A 21376-nucleotide genomic window follows, 5' to 3' on the forward strand; every position below is an offset into this window, starting at 1 on the left:
CGTCCACAGGTTTGATCCACAGTCAACTTGAGTTATCCACAAGCTGATTGGCGATTCTGTGGACAAGTGCAGCCGAAATTAACCGTTTTGCTTAATTCGCTCCGGTTTGGGGATTGGTGGAGTGAGTGCGTCCAATGTCCTTGATTGCACCTCGCGTTCCGTGGAGGCCGTGACGAAGGCGGAGACGTTCTCCGCGCCAACCAGCTGTTGGACGGCCCGGATTGTCTCGGAAGGGAGATCCACGCGACGCGTCGCGAGCGACGGGGGATCGGATCCGAGAGGTGTGTCCGAGGCGAGGTGATGATGCAGATGGCGGGTCGCGAACGTCCGCATCGCACGGGCGAGTTCGGCGTCGACCGTCTGCTGGGCGAGCGGACGCAGCCTGCGCACCATGGCGGCCGCCTCGGCCGCGTCCGTGTCGGTCGGAGGCCGATGGCCGAGATAGCGGGCGAAGACGTGCTCGGTGGTGAACTCCAGGAAACGCGAGGCGATCTGCTCGACCTGGCCGCGAAGTTCCCTCAAATGCCCGGAGATTGCGCTGAGTGGTACACCAGCCGCGTGCAACTCGACTGCGACAGACAGCTCTTGGGGGCTGGGCACCAGAAACTCGTCGTCCCTTCCCGGGATCGGTTCGAGCACGCCGAGCTCCACCGCTTCGGCGACCGCCTCGTCGTCCGGAGCGCCGCCGAACTTTCGGATCAGCTCGTCCAGGGTGATCCGGTCGGCCTGTTCGTCCGTCCAGGGGCCGTGCACCTCGGCCACGAGCCCGAGCACCCCGCCCAGCCCGCGGCCGGTGTCCCAGGCGTCCAGGAGCTCCTTGATGCTGGCCAGTGTGTATCCGCGGTCCAGCAGATCGGCGATCTGCCGGAGCCGGGCGAGATGGGTGTCCCGGTACACATTGGCCCGGCCGCGCCGCTCCGGTGTCGGCAGCAGACCGCGGTCCTGGTAGGCGCGGATCGTGCGGACCGTGGCCCCGCTCGCGTGCGCCAGGTCCTCGATCCGGTACTCGGCGGCGGCCTTCCGGTCCGCCGCCGGTGACTGCCCGGGGCCGCTCACAGCGGCGGCTTCAGCCGGGCGATCCCGCGCAGCGCGCCGGGGCTGAACCGGGACAGGAAGCGGGCGCCGCGGGCCTCCGGGGTCACCGGCACGACGGCCTGGTTGCGCACCACCGCCTTCAGGATCGCGTCGGCCACCCGCTCCGGCGGGTAGTTGCGGAGCCCGTACAGCCGGCTGGTCCGCTTGCGCAGGCGCTTCTCCTCCGCGGCGTCGGCCCCGGCGAAGTGCGTCGTCGCGGTGATGTTCGTGTTGACGATGCCGGGGCAGATGGCGCTGACCCCGATCGACCGATCGGCGAGCTCGGCCCGCAGGCATTCGCTGAGCATCAGCACGGCCGCCTTGGAGGTGCTGTACGCGGGCAGCGCCCGGGACGGCTGATAGGCGGCGGCGGAGGCCGTGTTGACGATGTGGCCGCCCTGGCCGCGCTCGGCCATCTGCCTGCCGAAGAACCGGCAGCCGTGGATGACGCCCCACAGATTGACGTCGAGGACGTTCTTCCAGTCCTCGCTCGTGGTGTCCAGGAAGGAGCCGGAGAGGCCGATCCCGGCGTTGTTGACCAGGACGTCGACGATTCCGTACTCGGCGGCGACCTTCTCGGCGAGCTTCTCCATCGCCTGCTCGTCGCTGACGTCGACCTCTTCGCCCCAGGCGGCCGGAGCTCCTATGAGCCGGGCCATCTCGGCCGTCCTGGCCGCGCCCTCCGCGTCCCGGTCCACGGCCACCACCCGGGCGCCCGCCTCGGCGAACGCGAAGGCGGTGGCCCGGCCGATGCCGCCGGCCGCGCCCGTCACGAGAACCAGCCGGCCGCCGAACCTGTCCGCGTACGCCCCGGTCGGCGCGGTGTCCTGCATCGGACGGCCGTCTTCCTCGGCGGCCTCGTTGGCGGCGACGAACTCACTGATCCAGGAGGCGAGCTGGTCCGGCCTGGTGCGCGGCACCCAGTGCTTGCCGTCGAGAGTGCGGCGTACCAACTGCGGCGCCCACAGCTCAAGTTGGTCGTAAAGCTTCTCCGAGAGGAAGATGTCGCCGGTCGGGGTGATCAGCTGGACCGGCACATGGGCGTAGGCGTCCGTGCGCGGCCGGCTCAGCCGGGCGCGGACGTTGTCGCGGTAGAGCCAGGCGCCGTGCGCCGCGTCGTCGGGCAGCGAGGACGTCGGGTAGTCGCCCGCCGGGACCTTCTCCAGCCGTTCGAGCATCCGCGGCCACCGCTTGCCGAGCGGGCCGCGCCAGGCCAGCTCCGGCAGGACCGGCGTATGCAGCATGTAGACGTACCAGGACTTGGCGCCCTGGCCGAGCAGCTGGCCGACCCGGCGCGGGGTGGGCCGGGCCATCCGCTGCTTGATCCAGTGCCCGAAGTGGTCCAGGGAAGGGCCGGACATCGAGGTGAACGAGGCGATCCGGCCCTCGGTCCGCTTGACCGTGGCGAACTCCCAGGCCTGGACCGACCCCCAGTCGTGCCCGACCAGATGCACCGGCCGGTCGGGGCTCACCGCATCGGCGACGGCCAGGAAGTCGTCGGTGAGCTTCTCCAGGGTGAAGCCGCCGCGCAGCGGCATCGGGGCCGTGGACCGGCCGTGCCCGCGCACGTCGTACAGCACGACATGCCACTGGTCGGCCAGCTGCTTCGCCACCTCCGTCCAGACTTCCTTGCTGTCCGGATAGCCGTGCACCAGGACGACCGTGGGCCGCTCCTCGTCGCCCAACTCGGCGACGCACAGCTCGATTCCGCCCGTACGCACCCGGCGCTCGCGCGCTCCCGGCAGGTCTCGCAGACTCATGCCGCCACCCTTTCCTCGGCCCAGCGCCGCACATGCGGCAGATCGTCGTCCAGCCAGAAGGCGCTCTGCTCGGGGTCCTTGGAGTCGGTGACCACCAGGATCTCCTCGAACTTGGCGCCCGTACCGCGGAATCCGAGATGGGGCTCCACCGCCCACAGACCCGGCTGCGGGGGATGGTCGGAGAAGCTGTACGGACTCCACAGCGGCGACCAGCCGTCCCGGTGCCCGTGCAGCGCATCGCTCATCAGCCCCTTGATGGACTGGGTGCCGAAGCCGAACACCTGCGGGGACCAGCGGCGCTCGGCGACGCGGTCGACCTTGTGGGCAATGACGCCGAAGGGGTAGGCGCGATGCCGGTTGGCGTACCCCTGCTTGATCATCAGGCGTTCGACGTTCTCGTATATCTCCCGCAGTGAGCGCCGCTCGCGCACCTCGCGCAGTATCAGCTCGCGGTGGGCCTCCAGATCGGCCAGCAGCTTGTCGTGCAGGGGGTTGAGCCCGAGACAGCCGGAGTAGCCGATGTCGGCCGTGAAGCCCTTGTACACCGGGGCCAGGTCGAGGATGAAGGGCATTCCCGGCTCCAGCTTCCGGTTGGTCGGGAAGAACTGGAGGGGCACCTTGAAGCCGGCGAACGCCGTGCGGTCCCCGAACCAGGCGAAGGGGAGGTGGAACCAGTCCCGCACCCCGCGCTCACGCAGCCAGTCGCGCTGCATGCGGGCAGCCTCGCGCTCGGTCATGCCCGGCTTGAGCCCGCCCGCGACCGCCTCCGCGCAGGCGTACGCAAGGCTCTGGACTTCTCTGAACCCCCGCAGCTCCGGGGCGTTTTCGTCCTTCACTGCCGAGTTCATGCCACCGTCCGTTCCCTGCCGTGTGCGGTACGTGCCCGTAACGTGACACTGATGAATGTGACAATGTCCGGCGACTACGTCAAGGGGTGTGCGGAGACCTGTGGACAACTCGGCCGCGCCACCCCTCCGGCCACCCGCCGCGCCACCCCTCCGGCCACCCGCCGGGCCACCCCCGACCGGCTCCTCATCCTTCGCGGTGGCCCCCTACGGGTCCGTACATCTGGAGTCGGAGGCCGATCCAGCCGCCAGGGCTGACGACTGATGTGGCCCGCGCCACTACCTTCGGACTGTGACTGTGATCGCGACCGAAAGCCTGAGCAAGCGGTTCCCCCGGGTGACCGCGCTTGACCGGCTCTCCTTGGACATCGGCCCCGGTGTGACCGGCCTGGTGGGTTCCAACGGAGCCGGCAAGTCCACATTGATCAAGATCCTGCTGGGTCTGTCCCCCGCCACCGAAGGCCGGGCCGCGGTGCTCGGGCTCGACGTCGCCACCAGTGGCGCCGCCATCCGGGAACGGGTCGGCTACATGCCCGAGCACGACTGCCTGCCACCGGACGTCTCGGCCACCGAGTTCGTCGTCCACATGGCGCGCATGTCCGGACTGCCGCCGACGGCGGCGCGCGAACGCACCGCCGATACGCTGCGGCACGTGGGCCTTTACGAGGAGCGCTACCGGCCCATCGGCGGCTACTCGACCGGTATGAAGCAGCGGGTGAAGCTGGCGCAGGCGCTGGTCCACGACCCGCAGCTGGTCCTGCTCGACGAGCCGACCAACGGCCTCGACCCGGTCGGCCGCGACGAGATGCTCGGACTGATCCGCCGCGTCCACACCGACTTCGGCATCTCGGTCCTGGTCACCTCGCACCTCCTGGGCGAGCTGGAACGCACCTGCGACCACGTCGTCGTCATCGACGGCGGCACGCTGCTGCGCTCCAGCTCCACCAGCGACTTCACCCAGACCACCGCGACCCTCGCGGTCGAGGTCACCGACAGCGACACCCACCCGGACGGCACCGACGCGCTGCGCCAGGTCCTCACCCGGGCCGGCGTGGAGTTCATCGGCCAGGACGGTCTCGACACGCAGGGACTGCCCGGCGCGGGCCACATCCTGCTGGTCGAGGCGGTCGGCGAGGAGACGTACGACATCGTGCGCGACAGCGTCGCCGGGCTCGGACTCGGTCTCGTACGGATGGAGCAGCGGCGCCACCACATCGCCGAGGTCTTCCGTACCGAGGGGGCGCCCGAGGCCACCGGACCCGTAGAGCAGCACGCCGTACAGCAGTCCGCCGTACAGCAGAAGGGGAGCGGTCGCGATGAGCACTGAGACCGGGACCGTGGCCGGGAGCGACACCTCCCGCATCCACAACATCGGATACCGCTCCTACGACGGCCCGCGGCTGGGCCGTGGCTATGCGCGGCGATCGCTCTACTCGCAGTCCCTGCGCGGGGCGTTCGGGCTCGGCCGTTCCGCCAAGTCCAAGGTGCTGCCGATGCTGCTCTTCGGCGTGATGTGCATGATCGCGGCGATCATCGTCGCCGTCGCCATCGCCAACCCCGCGGCGACGGCCCTGCCGATCAAGTACACCGCGTTCGCGATCTATCTCCAGGCCGTGATCGGCCTCTTCCTCGCCGCACAGGCACCGCAGTCGGTCTCCAGGGACCTGCGCTTCAAGAGCGTGCCGCTGTACTTCTCGCGGCCGATCGAACGGGTCGACTACGTCGTGGCCAAGCTTGCCGCCATGGCCTCCGCGCTCCTCATCCTCACCGGCACGCCGCTGCTCATCCTGTATGTGGGCGCGCTTCTCGGGAAGTTCGACTTCGCCGACCAGACCAAGGGATTCGGACAGGGGCTGGTCTCGGTGGCGCTGCTCTCCGTGCTCTTCTCCGCGCTGGGCCTGGTGATGGCCGCGCTGACACCGCGCCGCGGCTTCGGCGTCGCCGCGGTGATCGCCGTACTGACCATCACCTACGGTGCGGTCTCCACGGTCCAGGCCATCGCCTGGCAGACCGGCTCCGAAGGGGCCGTCGAGTGGCTGGGCCTCTTCTCCCCCATCACGCTGATCGGCGGCGTGCAGAGCGCGTTCCTCGGAGCCAACTCGGCCTTCCCCGGCGGGGCGGTACCGGGAACCGGGGCCGGCCTGGTCTATCTGATCGTTGTTCTCGCGCTCGTCGCCGGCTCGTACGCCGTACTGATGCGCCGCTACCGGAGGGTCGGGCTGTGACCACCATCGAGATCGACCACACCTCGCGCTGGTTCGGCAATGTGGTCGCCGTCAACGACGTGAGCATGACGGTGGGACCGGGCGTCACCGGGCTGCTCGGGCCCAATGGTGCGGGGAAGTCCACGCTGATCAATATGATGGCCGGTTTCCTCGCCCCGTCGACGGGCACGGTCACGCTGGACGGCAGGCCGATCTGGCGGAACGAGGCCGTGTACCGGGATATCGGGATCGTGCCGGAGCGGGAAGCCATGTACGACTTCCTGACCGGCCGCGAGTTCGTCGTCGCCAACGCGGAGCTCCAGGGACTCGGCGGTGCGGAGGCGCAGCGGGCGCTGGCCACGGTCGAGATGGAGTACGCGCAGGACCGCAGGATCTCGACGTACAGCAAGGGCATGCGCCAGCGCGTGAAGATGGCGTCCGCCCTGGTCCACGAGCCCTCGGTGCTGCTGCTCGACGAGCCGTTCAACGGCATGGACCCGCGCCAGCGGATGCAGCTGATGGAACTGCTGCGACGGATGGGGGCGGAGGGCCGTACGGTGCTCTTCTCCTCCCACATCCTCGAAGAGGTCGAGCAGCTCGCCTCACACATCGAGGTGATCGTGGCCGGACGGCACGCGGCCTCCGGCGACTTCCGCAAGATCCGCCGGCTGATGACGGACCGCCCGCACCGCTATCTCGTACGGTCCAGCGACGACCGCGCCCTCGCCGCCGCGCTGATCGCCGACCCGTCGACGGCCGGTATCGAGGTGGACCGGGGGGAGCAGGCGCTGCTCATCCAGGCGGTCGACTTCGGACGCTTCACCGAGCTGCTGCCCAAGGTCGCGCGTGAGCACGGAATTCGTCTGCTGACCGTTTCGCCGTCCGACGAGTCCCTCGAATCGGTCTTTTCCTATCTCGTAGCGGCCTGAGTAGTGGCCTGAAAGGAGCTGTGAATCGTCATGTACGACCCCACAGTAGCCCGGCTCACCTACCGGGCCCTGCTCGGCCGGCGCCGGGCCGCCATCCTGTTCGTCCTGCCGGTACTGCTGGTGGTCATCGCCGTCGCGGTGAGGACGTTCGCCGGGTCCGATGACCAGGTGGCCTCGGACGTGCTGAGCGGTTTCGCCATCGCCACGATGGTGCCGCTGATCGGTGTGATCGCCGGAACCGGGGCCATCGGTCCCGAGATCGACGACGGATCCATCGTCTACCTGCTGTCCAAGCCGGTGAAGCGTCCGACGATCATCTTCACCAAGCTGATCGTGGCCATCGCCGTGACGATGGTCTTCTCCGCGCTGCCCACGCTGATCGCGGGCCTGATCCTCAACGGCAACGGCCAGCAGATCGCGGTGGCCTACACCATCGCGGCACTGGTCGCCTCGATCGCGTACAGCGCGCTCTTCCTGCTGCTGGGCACCGTCAGCCGGCACGCGGTCGTCTTCGGCCTCGTCTACGCGCTGGTGTGGGAGGCCCTGTTCGGCTCGCTGGTACCGGGGGCGCGCACGCTCAGCGTCCAGCAGTGGTCCCTCGCGGTCGCCGAGAAGGTCGGCGGCTCGGGCGCGATCACCTCCGACGTCGGACTGACGACCGCGACGGTCCTGCTGGCGGCAGTCACCGTGGTGGCCACCTGGTACGCGGGCCAGAAGCTGCGCACGCTGAAGTTGGCCGGCGAGGAGTGACTCGCCCTGCCCGCCCCGTCAACCCTCGCCTTCCGGGCGGGGGTTGACGCATTTCGGACAGTAGTACGCGTAACCGTACGGTTATCGGTTCGTTGGGCAGGCTGCGTGGAGGCAACTGGAATCCGTGGCGTCGTGGCTTTCGTGAAAAGGGATTGCCGATGCCGGCGAGGCAGAGCCCGCCGGGTCGGTCATTGAATGAGTGGCAACCGTGAGCGTCCTCCGCCCTCAGGCCCGGGACAGGGCTGCCCGCCGGCGGTTTCACGAACCGCCGTTCCACGACCGGAAGGCATGCCCATGCCCACAGAAGTCGCCCTGCTCGAATCGCGTGCGCTGCGCGTGGAGCAGATGGAGCGCGTCGATGTCCTCGACAAGGTCAAGAGCCTTGTCATGCTCCCGGACGGAATTCACCTTCGCGCAGAGGATGTGGCTCGGTACTTCGAAGTATCCACAACCTCCGTCAGAAGGCTCACCGACCGCCATCAGGACGAGCTGATGGAGAACGGGATGCGTGTGCTGCGCGGTGCTGACCTGCGCTCCTTCCATAGCGACATGATGTCGCTATGGGCTGGGGAGGTACCGGAAAGTTATCCACAGGCAGCGACCCAGCTCAGGGTCTACACCCGCAGGACCGTACTCAACGTGGCGATGCTTCTTCGCGACAGCGACATCGCCCGCTGCGTCCGTACCTACCTGCTCGACGCCGAGCAGGATCTGCGGGCCGGCTACGCCTCGCTCGAACACCGCGTCACCCGGGTGGAGAGCTGCCTGGCCGGAGTCGGCAGTGCGCTCCAGGAGCTCGGGCCCGTCCTCAACCGGATGGCGCACCGGCTCGACAGTCTCGACCGGCGGCTGGACGTCACCCATCAGGTCGTCGGCGCCATGAGCGTGCGGCTGGGCCATATGTCCGAGGACGTCGTCCGTATCGACGGCAGGATGGATGAACTCGCCCGCAACCTGAAGGATCTGAGCCGCCGTAACAACAAGCAGCGCTGATCCGGAAGGAGTTCGCGGCCCCTCGGCCCGCCCGGAAAACGGATGGCGCCGAAGGGCCGTTCCCGGCACAGTGGTTGGCACGGCACGCGCCGAAACACGCGTCGCAGGCCGAAACGCACGGCGCAGGCCGAAACGCGCGGCACACGCCGACACCTGCACCCCAGGCCGGGAGAGGAGCGCGACGATGACCGAGAGTCCGAGTCCGTCGAGTTCCCCGCAGGGCGGACCCCGGCCGGCACCGGAGTAGTCACTCACCGACGACTCCGCGAGGTGAGGCTCGGGACGAACGCCCGGGGCGGCACCGTTCGCGCATCGCGCCGGCCGCCCTCCCGGAGGATTGGCCGAGTGGTAAGGCAGCGGCTTGCTAAGCCGTCGTCGGGGCCGTGAACCCCGCGCGCGTTCGATCCGCGCATCCTCCGCAGCAGAGCCGGCAGGACCCACGTGCCGGTGAAGCACGCGTGGGCCGGGAGCAGTTGCTCCCGGCCCACGCTCGCCGTTCTCTGTCCTGGTTCCTACGCGTTCCTACGAGGACGTCTGTAGCAGCCGCTCCAGAACCACGGCGATGCCGTCGTCCTCGTTGGACGTGGTGATCTCCTGCGCCACGGCTTTCAGGTCCGCGTGCGCGTTGGCCATCGCCACGCCCCGCCGCGCCCAGGCGAACATCGGGATGTCGTTGGGCATGTCGCCGAAGGCCAGGGTGTCCGCGGCCTTCACACCCAGCCGGCGCGCGGCCAGCGAGAGTCCGGTCGCCTTGCTCAGCCCCAGCGGCAGGATCTCCACCACACCCGGACCGGCCATGACCACGTCCACGAGATTGCCGACGGCCGCGCGTGCGGCCGTCGCCAGGGCGTCGTCGTCCAGGTCCGGATGCTGTATGTAGACCTTGTTCAGGGGCGCGGACCACAGCTCGGCCGGGTCCTTCACGAAGACCGCCGGAAGCGGGCCTTCCTGTACCCGGTAGCCGGGGCCGACCATCACTTCGCCGTCGAGCCCGTCACGGCTTGCCGCCAGGGCCAGCGGACCGACCTCGGCCTCGACCTTGGACAGCGCGAGCCCGGCGAGCTGCCGGTCCAGCGTCAGCGAGGTCAGCAGCTTGTGCTCGCCCGCGTGGTAGACCTGCGCGCCCTGGCCGCAGACGGCGAGCCCTTCGTAGCCCAGGTCGTCCAGGATGTGGCGGGTCCAGGGGACCGCGCGGCCGGTGACGATGATGTGCGCGGCACCGGCCGCGGTGACCGCGGCCAGTGCCTCACGGGTGCGCCCGGAGACCGTTTCGTCGTCACGCAGCAGCGTGCCGTCGAGATCGGTCGCGACGAGCTTGTACGGGAAGGTCACTTGGCGACCGGCTCCAGGATTTCGCGCCCGCCCAGGTATGGCCGGAGCACCTCGGGCACCCGCACCGAACCGTCGGCCAGCTGGTGGTTCTCCAGGATCGCCACGATCGTGCGCGGTACGGCGCAGAGCGTGCCGTTCAGCGTGGACAGCGGCTGGAGGACCTTCTTGCCGTCGCGGGTGTCGCGCATCCGGACGGACAGGCGCCGGGCCTGGAAGCCGTTGCAGTTCGACGCGGACGTCAGCTCGCGGTACTTGCCCTGCGTCGGGATCCACGCCTCGCAGTCGAACTTCCGGGAGGCCGAGGCGCCCAGGTCGCCGGTGGCGACGTCGATCACCTGGAAGGGCAGCTCAAGGGCGGTGAGCCACTGCTTCTCCCAGTCCAGGAGCCTGCGGTGCTCCGCCTCTGCGTCCGCCGGGTCGACGTACGAGAACATCTCGACCTTGTCGAACTGGTGCACCCGGAAGATGCCCCGGGTGTCCTTGCCGTACGTACCGGCCTCGCGGCGGTAGCACGGCGAGAAGCCCGCGTAGCGCAGCGGCAGCTTCTCGGCGTCGATGATCTCGTCCATGTGGTACGCGGCGAGCGGGACCTCGGAGGTGCCGACCAGGTAGTAGTCGTCCTTCTCCAGGTGGTACACGTTCTCCGCGGCCTGGCCGAGGAATCCGGTGCCCTCCATGGCGCGCGGACGGACCAGCGCCGGCGTCAGCATCGGGATGAAGCCGGCCTCGGTGGCCTGGGCGATCGCGGCGTTGACGAGGGCGAGCTCCAGCAGCGCGCCGACGCCCGTCAGGTAGTAGAAGCGCGAACCGGAGACCTTGGCACCGCGCTCCATGTCGATGGCGCCGAGCTTCTCGCCGAGCTCCAGGTGGTCCTTGGGCTCGAAGCCCTCGGCACCGAAGTCACGGATCGTGCCGTGCGTCTCCAGTACGACGAAGTCTTCCTCGCCGCCGACCGGCACGTCCTCGTGGACGATGTTGCCGATCTGGAGCATCAGGCTCTTGGCCTCGGCGTCGGCCTCGTCCTGTGCCGCGTCGGCGGCCTTGACGTCGGCCTTCAGCTGCTCGGCCTTCTTGAGCAGCTCGGCGCGCTCGTCGGGCGAGGCCTTGGGGATGAGTTTGCCGAGCGCTTTCTGCTCGGAGCGGAGTTCGTCGAAGCGGACACCGGACGACCTGCGCCGCTCGTCGGCGGAGAGAAGGGCGTCGACGAGTTCGACGTCCTCTCCACGGGCGCGCTGGGAGGCGCGAACACGGTCGGGGTCCTCACGGAGCAGGCGAAGGTCAATCACCCCTCCAGGCTACCGGCCTGTACTTGCGCAGCTCGAACCGATATTGCCGAGCGTGTCACTTTGCCCTAATTGCCTGAATTGGTAATGCTGGGGGAGATTGTGTGGCCGAAGTCGATCCCGACCGTCAATAAAAAGAGCCTACTCCCCTAAATGGGGCAGAAGGCTTCACTCGTCTTGACGTATCACCCTTGCCTGGAAGGGCAGTTGATCGTTGCTTGTCCACAGGTTCCCGGACTTCCCAAAGTTATCCACAGGCTGTGTGGAAGATCTGTGGATGCCGGAGGAGGGCATTCCGAAAGTCGTGCCATGGGTTGCGGATTTCCCGTTCAAACCCACTTCAGACGCTCGTTCGGGTGGGAATTCCCCCTCTTGGAGAGTTGATCAACGGAATTGAGGCAACACGGGGCGACCTGGGTGGGCTTCCGGTCTGTGGATGCATCTGAGTCGACTGGAGCGATATGTCGACCATGTCGCATTGGAGTGTCGACTTGTCCCCAGGTCGAGAACCGCTCCTGTGGATAACTCTGTGGATGCAGAAAATCGGCAGATAGCACCGGCCCGGCGGTCGTGGGGCGCCGCGACCGCCGGACCGGCACTGACGCCTTCCCGTTCCGTCCCGCAGGAAAGAAACCCCGTCAGCCCCGGCCGTCCAGGTTTCTGGCCAGCCAGTCGGAGGCATCGGTGAACTCCGTGTCCGACGTCCCCGCGCGCAGCGGCCGTACGTCCTGCACCGCCACCCCGGCCCTCGGGTACGAACCCAGGAACCGCACCTTCGGGCAGATCCGCTTCAGCCCCATCAGCGCCTCGCCGACCCGGCGGTCCGCGATGTGCCCCTCGGCGTCCACCGCGAAGCAGTAGTTCCCGATGCCCGCGCCCGTCGGCCGCGACTGGATCAGCATCAGGTTCACCCCGCGCACCGCGAACTCCTGGAGCAGTTCGAGCAGCGCACCGGGGTGGTCCTCGCCCAGCCAGATGACCACCGACGTCTTGTCCGCGCCCGTCGGCGCCGCCGGCCGGGCCGGCCGGCCCACCAGCACGAAGCGGGTCTGCGCGTTCTCCGCGTCATGGATCTCGGTCACCAGCGGCTCCAGGCCGTAGGTCGCCGCCGCGAACTCACCGGCGAAGGCGGCGTCGTACCGGCCCTCCTGCACCAGCCGGGCGCCGTCCGCGTTGGACGCCGCCGACTCCCACACCGCGTCCGGGAGGTTGGCGGCCATCCAGTTGCGCACCTGTGGCTGGGCGGCCGGGTGCGCGGTGACCGACTTGATGTCGGACAGCTCGGTGCCCGGTCGCACCAGCAGCGCGAAGGTGATGGAGAGCAGCACCTCGCGGTAGATCATCAGCGGTTCGCCGGTGGTCAGTTCGTCGAGCGTCGCGGTGATGCCGCCCTCGACGGAGTTCTCGATCGGTACGAGCGCCGCCGCGGCGGCTCCGCTGCGCACCGCGTCCAGAGCCGCGGGCACGGAGACCATCGGGACGAGTTCGCGGGTGGCGGCTTCCGGGAGCGTACGGAGGGCCACCTCGGTGAAGGTGCCTTCGGGGCCGAGATATGCGTAGCGCGTGGCGGACATACCGTCACCCTAATGCGCCCCGGTGGCTCAGGACTCCAGTAGCCGCTGCCCCACGTATTCGCCGTCCGCCGCACCGCCCGGCACCGCGAACAGACCGCTCGCCTCGTGCCTGATGAACGGTGACAGGGCATCGCCCCGGTCCAGCTTCCGTTGCACCGGAACGAACCCGCGCAGCGGATCCGCCTGCCAGCAGATGAACAGCAGACCGGCGTCCGGAGCGCCGTCCGCCGAGATGCCGTCGTGGTACGAGAAGGGGCGCCGCAGCATGGCCGCACCGCTGTTCTTCTCCGGGGCGGAGATCCGGGCGTGGGCGTTGTCCGGGATCAGGAGCTTGCCGTCGGAGCCCGCCTTGTCGAGGTCCATCGCGGTGGTCTCGGTGCCGCCGCTCAGCGGAGCGCCGTCCTTCTTCCGGCGCCCTATGACCTGCTCCTGGCGCTCCTGCGGGAGCTTCTCCCAGTCGTCGAGCAGCATCCTGATCCGGCGCACGACCGCGTACGAGCCGCCCGCGAGCCAGTCGTACTTCGCATCGGCTCCGTCCTGGGCGCCCGTCGCGCCCGACGCGTCCTGGGAGTCCGGGACGAAGATGCGGCGGTCGAAGTCGCTCTCGGCCGGTTTCGGGTTGTTGGTGCCGTCGACCTGGCCCATCAGATTGCGGGCGGTCATCGGCTCGGCCGTGGCACCGGGGGAGCGATTGAAGCCGTTCATCTGCCAGCGGACCCTGGCGGCCGGGGCGGCCTCCTTCTGTACGGCGCGCAGCGCGTGGAAGGCGACGAGTGCGTCGTCCGCGCCGATCTGGACCCAGAGGTCACCGTTGGAGCGCGCGGCGTCGAGGCGGTCGGCGGAGAAGGGCGGCAGCGGGTCGAGCCCCGGTGGGCGGCGGTCGGTCAGGCCCGTGCGTTCGAAGAAGGTCCGGCCGAAGCCGAAGGTGACGGTCAGCGAGGACGGCCCGGCGTCCAGCGCGATCCCGGTGTCGTGGTCCGGGCCGTCCGCCGCGCCGCTCCCGGCGGGCTCGCCCGCCATCAGCCGCCCGGCCGTCGCCGACCACCGGCGCATCAGCGCGGCGGCTTCCTTCCGGCCGGCCCCGGGCACCAGGTCGAAGGCCACGAGATGGCCGCACGCCTGAAGCGGTGTGGTGATCCCCGGTTGATGTTTCCCGTGAAACATCACCTGGGCGGAGCCGACCGCCGTCAGTGCGGTGGGATCGTCCGGCCGGGTCGCGGCATAGCCGGTGGCGCCGCCCGCCGCGCCCAGCACCAGCCCGGCCGCACCGGCCGCGCCCGCGCTGCCGATCAGTCGGCGCCGGGTGATGCCGCCGACGGCGTTCCCGGTCTCGTTGCCACGGGGGGCGTCGCCCCTGCCGCCCGCCGCGAGGGTGTCGCCCCCGCCGCCCGTCGAGGTCTGCCTGCTGTTGTTCGCGCTCACGATCCCGCTCAACCGATCTTCATGTTCTTGTCGATGGTCGTCTGGTCGATGTCCGACGTACGCACGGTCACGGCGACCTTCCAGTTGCCGGCCATCGGGATCTGGACGCCGTCGGCGGTCCAGTGGCCCTCGGTCAGCCGGGCGGGGACGACGGGGAGCGGGCCGATGTCCTTGGACTCCAGGGTGAAGGCGACCTTCACCTCGGGAACGTCCATGGGCTTTCCGTCGCTGCCGTCGACCCAGAGGTGGAGCTCATTGGCGCCGGTACGGGCGGGAGTGATCTCCATTCGCACCGTTCCCTTGCCGTTCTCGCCGCCGGTGTCGAAGGGCAGCTTCATCTCGACCGGGCCCGCGGTTTCCGGGGCGCTCGCCGCGGTCGACGCGCGGGCCGCCTCTTCTTCGGTGCGCGCCGGTTCGGTGGAGGTCAGCACGGTCGTCACCGCCAGCAGTGCCACGGCGACCCCCACTTCCGCCAGCACCGATCGGCGCAGCCCGGACCGGTCGGGGTCGGCGTCGCGGATCCGCTTCTTCTCGGCGGTGGCCACGGCGGCCTGCTGCCGGGCGAGCTGAGCCGCCCGCGCGGGGTCCTCGGCCGTGGCCCCGGAGGTGTCCGGAACCTCGGCGCTTCCGGACGTCTCCGTCGTCGAGGTCCCGGCCGCAGCGGTCCCGGCCGGAGCGGTCTCTCCGTCCCGGGTCTCCGTCGACGCGTCGCCCCCGCCCGTGATCAGGCGTGCCGTCCACCGCCGCGAGAACCAGGCGATCCCGATCAGGACGGCGACCAGCCCCACCTTCACGAGCAGCAGCTGCCCGTAGCCGGTGCCGGTGAGCGCGGACCAGGTGCCGACCTGACGCCAGGACTGGTAGATCCCGGTCGCGGCGAGCACGACGACGCTGCCGAACGCGATGCCGGAGAAGCGCCGTACCGCCGTCGCGTCCATGTCGGGAGTCCGGTACAGCGCGACCAGCAAGGCGGTGAGACCGCCGAGCCAGGCGGCCACCGCCAGCAGGTGCAGCACGTCGACCGGCATGGCGATGCCGGGCTGGATTCCGGTCGAGGCGTGCTCGGCGAGCGCCCACGTACCGGCGATCCCGGCGGCGATCACCGTGCCGCCGATGGCCAGCCCGAAGGTGAGGTCCTTCTTCTCGCGCTCGTCCTCGCGCTTGGCATAGGCGCCGAAGAGCACGGCGATGAAGAGCGCGGAGGCGCCGAGCAGCAGCAGCCGGGAGACGAGCGCGGCGCCGGGCTTGGTGTCGAGCACGGCCTTCAGCCCGTCGAGGTCGAAGGCGTCCGCGAGCTTCCCGGATCCGGTGTACGGATTGCGCAGCAACAGCATCGCCAGGGTGGCGACGGTGAGGGTCATCCATCCGCGTACGACCAGGCGTTGCAGCGGACGGGCGCCCGCGCCGCGCTGCCAGCAGGCCAGCACGAAGGCGGAGCCGCCGGCCAGCAGGATGAAACCGGCGTACGCGGCGTAGCGCGCGATGTCGTAGAGGGTGCCGACGAGGCCACCCCCGGCCTGGTCCGTCGGGAGCGCCACGGTGGTCTTCGAGGGGGCTCCGACGGAGAAGGTGAAGGCGCCGGACACGGGGTGGCTGTCCGCGGACACGGCCTGCCAGGCGACGGTGTACGTACCGTCGGGCAGCCCGGCGTGCAGCGAGACCCCGTACTTCACGGTGGAGCCGCTCTGTAGATCACGCGGTGCGGCGCCGGTGTCGGCGCGCTTGCCGTCGGGGTCGAGGATCCGGATGGAGTCGTCACCGAGGGCGACCTGCTCGGAGAAGGTGAGCGTGACCTCCTTGGGAGCGGTGGCGACCACCGCCCCGTCCTGCGGATCGCTCCCGGTCAGTGCGGCATGCGCGGACGCCGGGCCCGCGCCTCCCAGCAACAGGCCGAACACCATGCCGACGAGGGCGGCGAGGACCGCGGCCGCGGCGAGTGGACGGCGTATCGCGGGAGTCGACGGGGTCGGTCCGAAGTGCGGGGCGGTGGCGGCTGTCATGACGAGTCAGTCCCTCACTGCTTCTTCGGGTTGTGGGTGGTCTCCATCACGGGCAGGTCGACCTTGATCGGGTCGGCCTTCTCGAAGTGCAGCTCCACGGAGACCTTGTCGCCCTGCTTGGGCTGCTCCTTGAGCTTCATGAACATGATGTGGTTGCCGCCGCGTTCCAGATCCAGCTCGCCGCCCGCGGGCACGTCGAAGGACGTCACCATACGCATCGTCTGGTTCTTCGTCTCGTGGATCGTGACGTTGTCGGAGATGGAGCTGGTGACGGAGGTGAGCCGGTCGGACGCGCCGCCGCTGTTCTTCACGACGAGGAAGCCGGCCGCCATGTCGCTGACCGGCTGCGGCATGAACGCGCCGGTCACCTTCAGCTCGGGTTCGCCGTCCGAGGACGAGCAACCTGCCAGTGTCAGCCCCGTGGTGAGGGCGATGACACCGGCGAGGGCGGTGCGGCGGTTCACGGAGTCTCTCCCTTGATGATCTTGGGGAGGTCCTTGGTGTAGTCGTCGGGCGAGGTGTCCTCGCTGTAGACGAGGTAGCCCTGGTCGGTCTTCGGGGAGAACGCGATGACCTGGGACCCGTGCATCGAGACGACCGTGCCGTCCTTCTCCTTCTTCGGCGCGTCGATGCCGATGCCGATCTGGCGTGCGCCCGCCTGGATGGTCGGGAAGTCGCCGGTGAGGCCGGTGAAGGCGGGGTCCTGCTGCTTGAGCCAGCTGCCCAGCGAGGACGGGGTGTCCCGCTCGGGGTCGGTGGTCACGAAGATGACCTGGAGCTTCTCCTGGTCGGCCTTGGGCAGCGACTTCTTGGCGATGGCGATGTTGCTCATGATGAGCGGGCAGACGTCGGGGCAGTTGGTGTAGCCGAAGTAGATCAGCGTCGGCTTGCCCTTGGTCCGCTCGCGCAGGTCGTACTTCTTGCCGTGGGTGTCGGTGAGCACCAGATTCGGCTTGGTGAACGGCTGGTCCAGGGCGGTCGCGGCCTTGGTCTTCGGCTGGACCGACACATCGGCGATGGGCTTCTTGGCGCTGTCCTCGCTGCTGCCGCAGGCGGACAGGGTGAGCGCGGCCGCGGCGACGAACGCCGCGGCCAGCACTGTTTTCTTGGACATGGAGCTCTGATTCCTGGTGGTCGGTGGGACGGGTGGCGCTGTGGATCAGGCGGTGCGGCGGCGGCCGGCGAGGACGCCGAAGGCCACCCCGGCGATGCCGATGACGATGCCGACGATGCCGAGGACGCGGGCCGTGGTGTCACTGTCGGACGCGTCCGAGGCGGCCGTCGTCCGCTTGTCCGCCTGGGCACCGGAGCCGGTGCCCTTGGCGTCGGCGGCCGCACCGTGCTCGCCTGCGGCCGGAGCGGTCAGGGCGAGGACCGGAGCCGGGCTCTCGGGCTCCTCGGCGCCCTTCTTCTGCTCCTCGATCCAGCGGACGACTTCCTTGTTGTCGTACGTCTGGATTGCCTTGAACACCAGCTGGTCGGCGTCCTCGGGGAGCTGGCCGATGGAGAGCGGGAACTGCTGGAAGTCGCCGGGACGGATGCCGCGCTCGTCCTTGTCGCCCGTGGCGGTCCAGGTGACCTTGGAGACGGCCTCGTTGATCTTCTGGCCGTGCATCTCCAGCGGCTTCGCCAGCTTGCTCTTGGTGACCTCGATGTCCCAGCCCGGCACGGCCTGCGGCATGACGGAGGCCAGCGGGTGGTCGGTCGGGAAGTTGACCTCGACCTTGGTCGTCGAGGCGTTGTCGCGCTCGTTGGGGACCTTGAAGTTGACGGTGGCGTAACCGCCCTTGGCGGCCTCGCCCTGCGGCTGCACGCTGACGTGCGCGGAGGCCGTACCGGCGAGGATCAGGACGGTGGACGCGGCGACGCCGCCGGCGAGGGCGATGCGGGAAACGTTCATGGCAGGTATCACTCCACAGAAGCACGAGGAAAAGGTGGTCCGGCGCGCGGGTGTGCGCCGGCATCACGACACCTCTCCCCTCCGAACGGCGGGCATGCGCCGACCGGGTACGGAACAGAGCGGTCCGTGCGCCGGGTGGAGGTGTCGCGTCAGGCTGCGAGTGCGTACGCGAGTGGCGGACCGCGCCTGATCACCAGGTGCTGCAAAGGGTCCCCGGTGGCGGGCGCCGGGGCGTCGACCGCCGTACGGAGGGTGCGCGGCCCGGTCGTCGGGCCGCCGGGGAGCCCGGCGCGCAGGGCACCGACCAGGGCGAGCGCGGCGCGCAGCGCGCGCAGCCGGGCCCCGGCGGCGATCTGCTGGGCGCCGTGCGCGGACAGCCGGACCAGCCGGAACAGGGCGATCTCCCCGCGCCGCAGCAGCCAGCCGGTGGCCACCGCGGCCAGCAGGTGGCCGAGGACCATGGGCAGGTCGGGCAGCAGCGCGGCGAGCGCGGCCGGATCCGTGCCGGACGCGGAGGCCACGTGCTGGTGGGCACCGCCCGACACCGAAGCCGGGTCGATGCCCGCGGTGGTGACGATGCGGTGCGCCTCGGCGGCGCTCAGCTGCGCCGGACCCGCCCCGCACACCAGGCTCGCCGCGAACCGGATCAAGGAGTCGTCGCCCGCCGCGGTGTTCGCCGGGGTGCCGTGCGTACCCATGCCGAACAGGGCGTGCAGGGCGATCTGTCCGCCGGCCAGCGCGGCGGCGATGGACGGCAGTGAACGCTCGCGCCCGGCGAGCGGTGCCACCACCGCGGCCATCCCCAGGAATCCGGCGAGCAGGGTCCACCAGGGGACGGGCGCACAGGAGGCCAGGGCGTGACCTGCCGCGGACAGCGCGACACAGACCGCGGCGAACACCGCGGTCCTCAGGAGCCGCAGACCGGCTCCGGCGCGTGCGATCGGCATAGACATGGCGGGGTCATCATCGCACCGAGCCCCCGGCTTCGGTACGGCAGGTCCGGAAGGTCGCCTTCGCGGGTGTGCGCCGGGCATACACGGGTGTACGGAGAGCTGGTATCCGCCGAATGAGCGGTCTCACATCCGGTGCGTGCTTACGAACGGTGCCGCGCGGCAATAGGTATCGGTATGTCGAGCCGCAGCCAGGAGGCTGGAGCATGAGCATCTGGTGGTCCCTCCATTTGCGGCGCGAGGCTGCGAGCGTCCCACTCGCCCGCCGCTTCCTGCTGGGCACCATGGAGACCGCGGGCGTGGACCCGGACATCTCCTTCGATCTGTCGCTCGCGCTCAGCGAGGCCTGTGCGAACGCCGTCGAGCACGGCGGTGACCACGGGGACCAGGAAGACCGGGAGGGCCGGAGCGACCGGTTCGGCACCCGGGATCCGTGGGACGTGTGGGACGAGCTGCCCGGCGCCGCCTCGGCGCAGTACCGGGTCACCGCCTACCTGGACGGCGAGAAGTGCCGGATCGAGGTCGCCGATTCGGGCCCCGGCTTCCCGGCCCGGAGCACCCTCAGCGACTCCGCGGAGCGGTACGAGGACCAGCAGCGGTACGAGCCCCGGCAGTACCCGCCGCTCAGTGCCGAGGACGGGCGGGGGCTGTGTCTGATCGAGCAGCTCGCCGACCATGTGCACTTCGGCAACCGCCCCGGCCGCGGTGCCGTCGTCAGCTTCGACAAGGTCCTGAAATGGCGGAAGGACGCCCTGCTCATGGTGTCCTGAGCAGAGCGTCCTTCGACGCGTGGGGATCAGCCCTTGAGCCGGGCCATCCACGCCTCGACCTCGTCGGACCGGCGCGGCAGCTTGTCGGAGAGGTTCCGGTTGCCGTCCTCGGTGACGAGGATGTCGTCCTCGATCCGGACGCCGATGCCCCGGTACTCCTCCGGCACGGTCAGGTCGTCGGTCTGGAAGTACAGACCGGGCTCGACCGTGAGGCAGACGCCGGGCTCCAGCGTGCCGTCGACGTACGCCTCGGTGCGCGCGGCGGCGCAGTCGTGGACGTCCATGCCGAGCATGTGACCGGTGCCGTGCAGCGTCCAGCGGCGCTGGAGCCCCAGCTCCAGGACCTCGTCCACGGTCCGGTCGCCCAGCAGGCCCCACTCGACGAGCTTCTCGGTGAGCACCCGCTGCGCGGCGTCGTGGAAGTCGCGGAAGCCGGCGCCGGGCTTGACGGCGGCGATGCCCGCCTCCTGCGCCTCGTACACCGCGTCGTAGATCTTCCGCTGCAGCGGCGTGAACGTGCCGTTGATCGGAAGGGTGCGGGTCACATCGGCGGTGTAGAGGTCGTCGGTCTCCACACCGGCGTCGAGCAGCAGCAGCTCGCCGGAGCGCACCGGTCCGTCGTTGCGCACCCAGTGCAGGGTGGTGGCGTGCGGGCCGGCCGCGCAGATCGAGCCGTAGCCGATGTCGTTGCCCTCGATGCGGGCCCGCAGGAAGAAGGTGCCCTCGATGTAGCGCTCACTGGTCGCCTCGGCCCGGTCGAGGACCTTGACGACGTCCTCGAAGCCGCGCGCGGTGGCGTCGCAGGCCTTCTCCAGCTCGGAGATCTCGAAGGCGTCCTTGACCAGCCGGGCCTCGGACAGGAAGACGCGCAGTTCCTCGTCGCGCTCCGCGGTGACCTTGTCGGTCAGCGCGGCCTCGATGCCGGCGTCGTGGCCGCGGACGTTGCGGACCGGGCCGGTGGCCTCGGCCAGCGCGGCGGGGAGCTCGCGCACGTCCTTCGCGGGGATGCCCAGCAGCTGCTCGGCCTCGGCGAGGGAGTGACGGCGGCCGACCCACAGCTCGCCCTGGCCGTCGAGCCAGAACTCGCCGTTCTCGCGGTTCGAGCGCGGCAGCAGGTGGACGGTCGCCTCGTGACCGTTCTCGGTCGGCTCCAGGACGAGGACGCCGTCCTGGGTCTGGTCGCCGGTGAGGTACGCGTACTCGGTGGAGGCGCGGAAGGCGTACTCGGTGTCATTGGAGCGGGTCTTCAGGTTGCCCGCGGGGACGACCAGTCGCTCACCGGGGAAACGCGCGGAGAGCGCGGCGCGGCGGGCGGCCGTGTGTGCGGCCTGGGCGATCGGTTCGAGGCCGTGCAGCTCGGTATCGGCCCAACCGGACTTCATGTTCGCGGCGAGTTCATCGGAGACGCCCGGGTACAGGCCGTTCTTCCGCTGCTTGACCGTCTCTTCTTCCTCGGTCTCCGGGTTCTCCGGGGTAAGCTCCTCAGCCACGATTTGTCTCTCCTTGATACGACACTGGACCCCGACCATCGTACGGGCGTACGGAAGGGGGCACAGGGCCGGAAGACCTGTTACACGGCTGGGGCGGGCG

At 69.7% G+C, this 21376-nt stretch carries 19 protein-coding genes and 1 tRNA gene; 7 read left to right on the plus strand and 13 right to left on the minus strand.

Translation table 11 applies throughout. The annotated features are described in order from the left end of the window. Positions 1-78: 78 nt before the first annotated feature. The 3 genes from EES42_RS21985 to EES42_RS21995 are packed head-to-tail and all read right to left on the minus strand — an operon-like array spanning position 79 to position 3682. Positions 79-1056 carry a MerR family transcriptional regulator gene (locus EES42_RS21985; RefSeq protein ID WP_124719941.1) on the minus strand — a complete coding sequence of 326 codons (978 nt, stop codon included), beginning with the start codon at positions 1054-1056 and terminating at the stop codon, positions 79-81. Continuing rightward, the gene (locus tag EES42_RS21990) at positions 1053-2834 is read right to left on the minus strand and encodes an SDR family oxidoreductase (RefSeq protein WP_164495289.1); all 1782 of its coding nucleotides are present in this window, start codon (positions 2832-2834) and stop codon (positions 1053-1055) included. The genes EES42_RS21985 and EES42_RS21990 overlap by 4 nt, the downstream gene beginning before the upstream one ends. Beyond that, on the minus strand, positions 2831-3682 hold the full coding sequence (locus EES42_RS21995; protein WP_124719942.1) for a M24 family metallopeptidase: 852 nt from the start codon (positions 3680-3682) through the stop codon (positions 2831-2833). The genes EES42_RS21990 and EES42_RS21995 overlap by 4 nt, the downstream gene beginning before the upstream one ends. Before the next feature lie 334 nt (positions 3683-4016). On the opposite strand from EES42_RS21995, the gene EES42_RS22000 reads away from it, so the two are divergent. The 6 genes from EES42_RS22000 (at position 4017) to EES42_RS22025 (ending at position 8974) form a co-directional block, all read left to right on the plus strand. After that, positions 4017-5006 (plus strand): ABC transporter ATP-binding protein, encoded by a 990-nt coding sequence (locus EES42_RS22000; RefSeq protein WP_124720178.1) that lies wholly within the window; start codon positions 4017-4019, stop codon positions 5004-5006. After that, complete coding sequence (locus EES42_RS22005) at positions 4996-5904, plus strand: ABC transporter permease (protein ID WP_124719943.1); 909 nt, start codon at positions 4996-4998, stop codon at positions 5902-5904. The genes EES42_RS22000 and EES42_RS22005 overlap by 11 nt, the downstream gene beginning before the upstream one ends. After that, positions 5901-6812 carry an ABC transporter ATP-binding protein gene (locus tag EES42_RS22010; protein ID WP_124719944.1) on the plus strand — a complete coding sequence of 304 codons (912 nt, stop codon included), beginning with the start codon at positions 5901-5903 and terminating at the stop codon, positions 6810-6812. The genes EES42_RS22005 and EES42_RS22010 overlap by 4 nt, the downstream gene beginning before the upstream one ends. Before the next feature lie 30 nt (positions 6813-6842). Continuing rightward, on the plus strand, positions 6843-7562 hold the full coding sequence (locus EES42_RS22015) for an ABC transporter permease (protein ID WP_124719945.1): 720 nt from the start codon (positions 6843-6845) through the stop codon (positions 7560-7562). Positions 7563-7856: 294 nt separating this feature from the next. Continuing rightward, a complete protein-coding gene (locus tag EES42_RS22020; protein ID WP_124719946.1) occupies positions 7857-8555 on the plus strand; it encodes a hypothetical protein in 699 nt (232 codons plus the stop codon). A gap of 331 nt (positions 8556-8886) precedes the next feature. Then, positions 8887-8974 (plus strand) — tRNA-Ser (locus EES42_RS22025). Positions 8975-9077: 103 nt separating this feature from the next. On the opposite strand, the gene EES42_RS22030 is transcribed toward EES42_RS22025, so the two are convergent. From EES42_RS22030 to EES42_RS22070, 9 genes are all read right to left on the minus strand, one after another. Continuing rightward, the gene (locus tag EES42_RS22030; RefSeq protein WP_124719947.1) at positions 9078-9887 is read right to left on the minus strand and encodes an HAD family hydrolase; all 810 of its coding nucleotides are present in this window, start codon (positions 9885-9887) and stop codon (positions 9078-9080) included. After that, positions 9884-11173, minus strand: coding sequence for a serine--tRNA ligase (gene serS / locus EES42_RS22035; protein ID WP_124719948.1), 1290 nt, complete (start codon positions 11171-11173; stop codon positions 9884-9886). Before serS ends, EES42_RS22030 begins: the two co-directional genes overlap by 4 nt. A gap of 635 nt (positions 11174-11808) precedes the next feature. Continuing rightward, on the minus strand, positions 11809-12744 hold the full coding sequence (pheA, locus tag EES42_RS22040) for a prephenate dehydratase (RefSeq protein ID WP_124719949.1): 936 nt from the start codon (positions 12742-12744) through the stop codon (positions 11809-11811). Between the two features lie 27 nt (positions 12745-12771). Further along, a complete protein-coding gene (efeB, locus tag EES42_RS22045; protein ID WP_241196538.1) occupies positions 12772-14052 on the minus strand; it encodes an iron uptake transporter deferrochelatase/peroxidase subunit in 1281 nt (426 codons plus the stop codon). A gap of 122 nt (positions 14053-14174) precedes the next feature. Next, entirely contained in the window at positions 14175-16166 is a 1992-nt protein-coding gene (locus EES42_RS22050; protein WP_124719951.1) for a copper resistance CopC/CopD family protein, read from the minus strand. A 14-nt stretch (positions 16167-16180) separates the two neighbouring features. Then, positions 16181-16630 (minus strand): copper chaperone PCu(A)C, encoded by a 450-nt coding sequence (locus EES42_RS22055; RefSeq protein WP_124719952.1) that lies wholly within the window; start codon positions 16628-16630, stop codon positions 16181-16183. After that, on the minus strand, positions 16627-17280 hold the full coding sequence (locus tag EES42_RS22060; RefSeq protein ID WP_093548233.1) for an SCO family protein: 654 nt from the start codon (positions 17278-17280) through the stop codon (positions 16627-16629). The genes EES42_RS22055 and EES42_RS22060 overlap by 4 nt, the downstream gene beginning before the upstream one ends. A gap of 45 nt (positions 17281-17325) precedes the next feature. Next, on the minus strand, positions 17326-18066 hold the full coding sequence (locus tag EES42_RS22065; protein WP_124719953.1) for a YcnI family copper-binding membrane protein: 741 nt from the start codon (positions 18064-18066) through the stop codon (positions 17326-17328). 149 nt (positions 18067-18215) lie between these two features. Beyond that, entirely contained in the window at positions 18216-19019 is an 804-nt protein-coding gene (locus EES42_RS22070) for a hypothetical protein (protein ID WP_206433533.1), read from the minus strand. Between the two features lie 203 nt (positions 19020-19222). Here EES42_RS22070 and EES42_RS22075 point away from each other — a divergent pair, with 203 nt between their 5' ends. Further along, positions 19223-19786: an ATP-binding protein gene (locus EES42_RS22075; protein WP_124719954.1), complete on the plus strand. Its 564-nt coding sequence runs from the start codon at positions 19223-19225 to the stop codon at positions 19784-19786. Between the two features lie 26 nt (positions 19787-19812). On the opposite strand, the gene EES42_RS22080 is transcribed toward EES42_RS22075, so the two are convergent. Continuing rightward, positions 19813-21276 (minus strand): aminopeptidase P family protein, encoded by a 1464-nt coding sequence (locus EES42_RS22080; RefSeq protein ID WP_124719955.1) that lies wholly within the window; start codon positions 21274-21276, stop codon positions 19813-19815. Positions 21277-21376: the final 100 nt, after the last annotated feature.

It is taken from the genome of Streptomyces sp. ADI95-17, assembly GCF_003846175.1.
GTDB lineage: Bacteria > Actinomycetota > Actinomycetes > Streptomycetales > Streptomycetaceae > Streptomyces > Streptomyces sanglieri.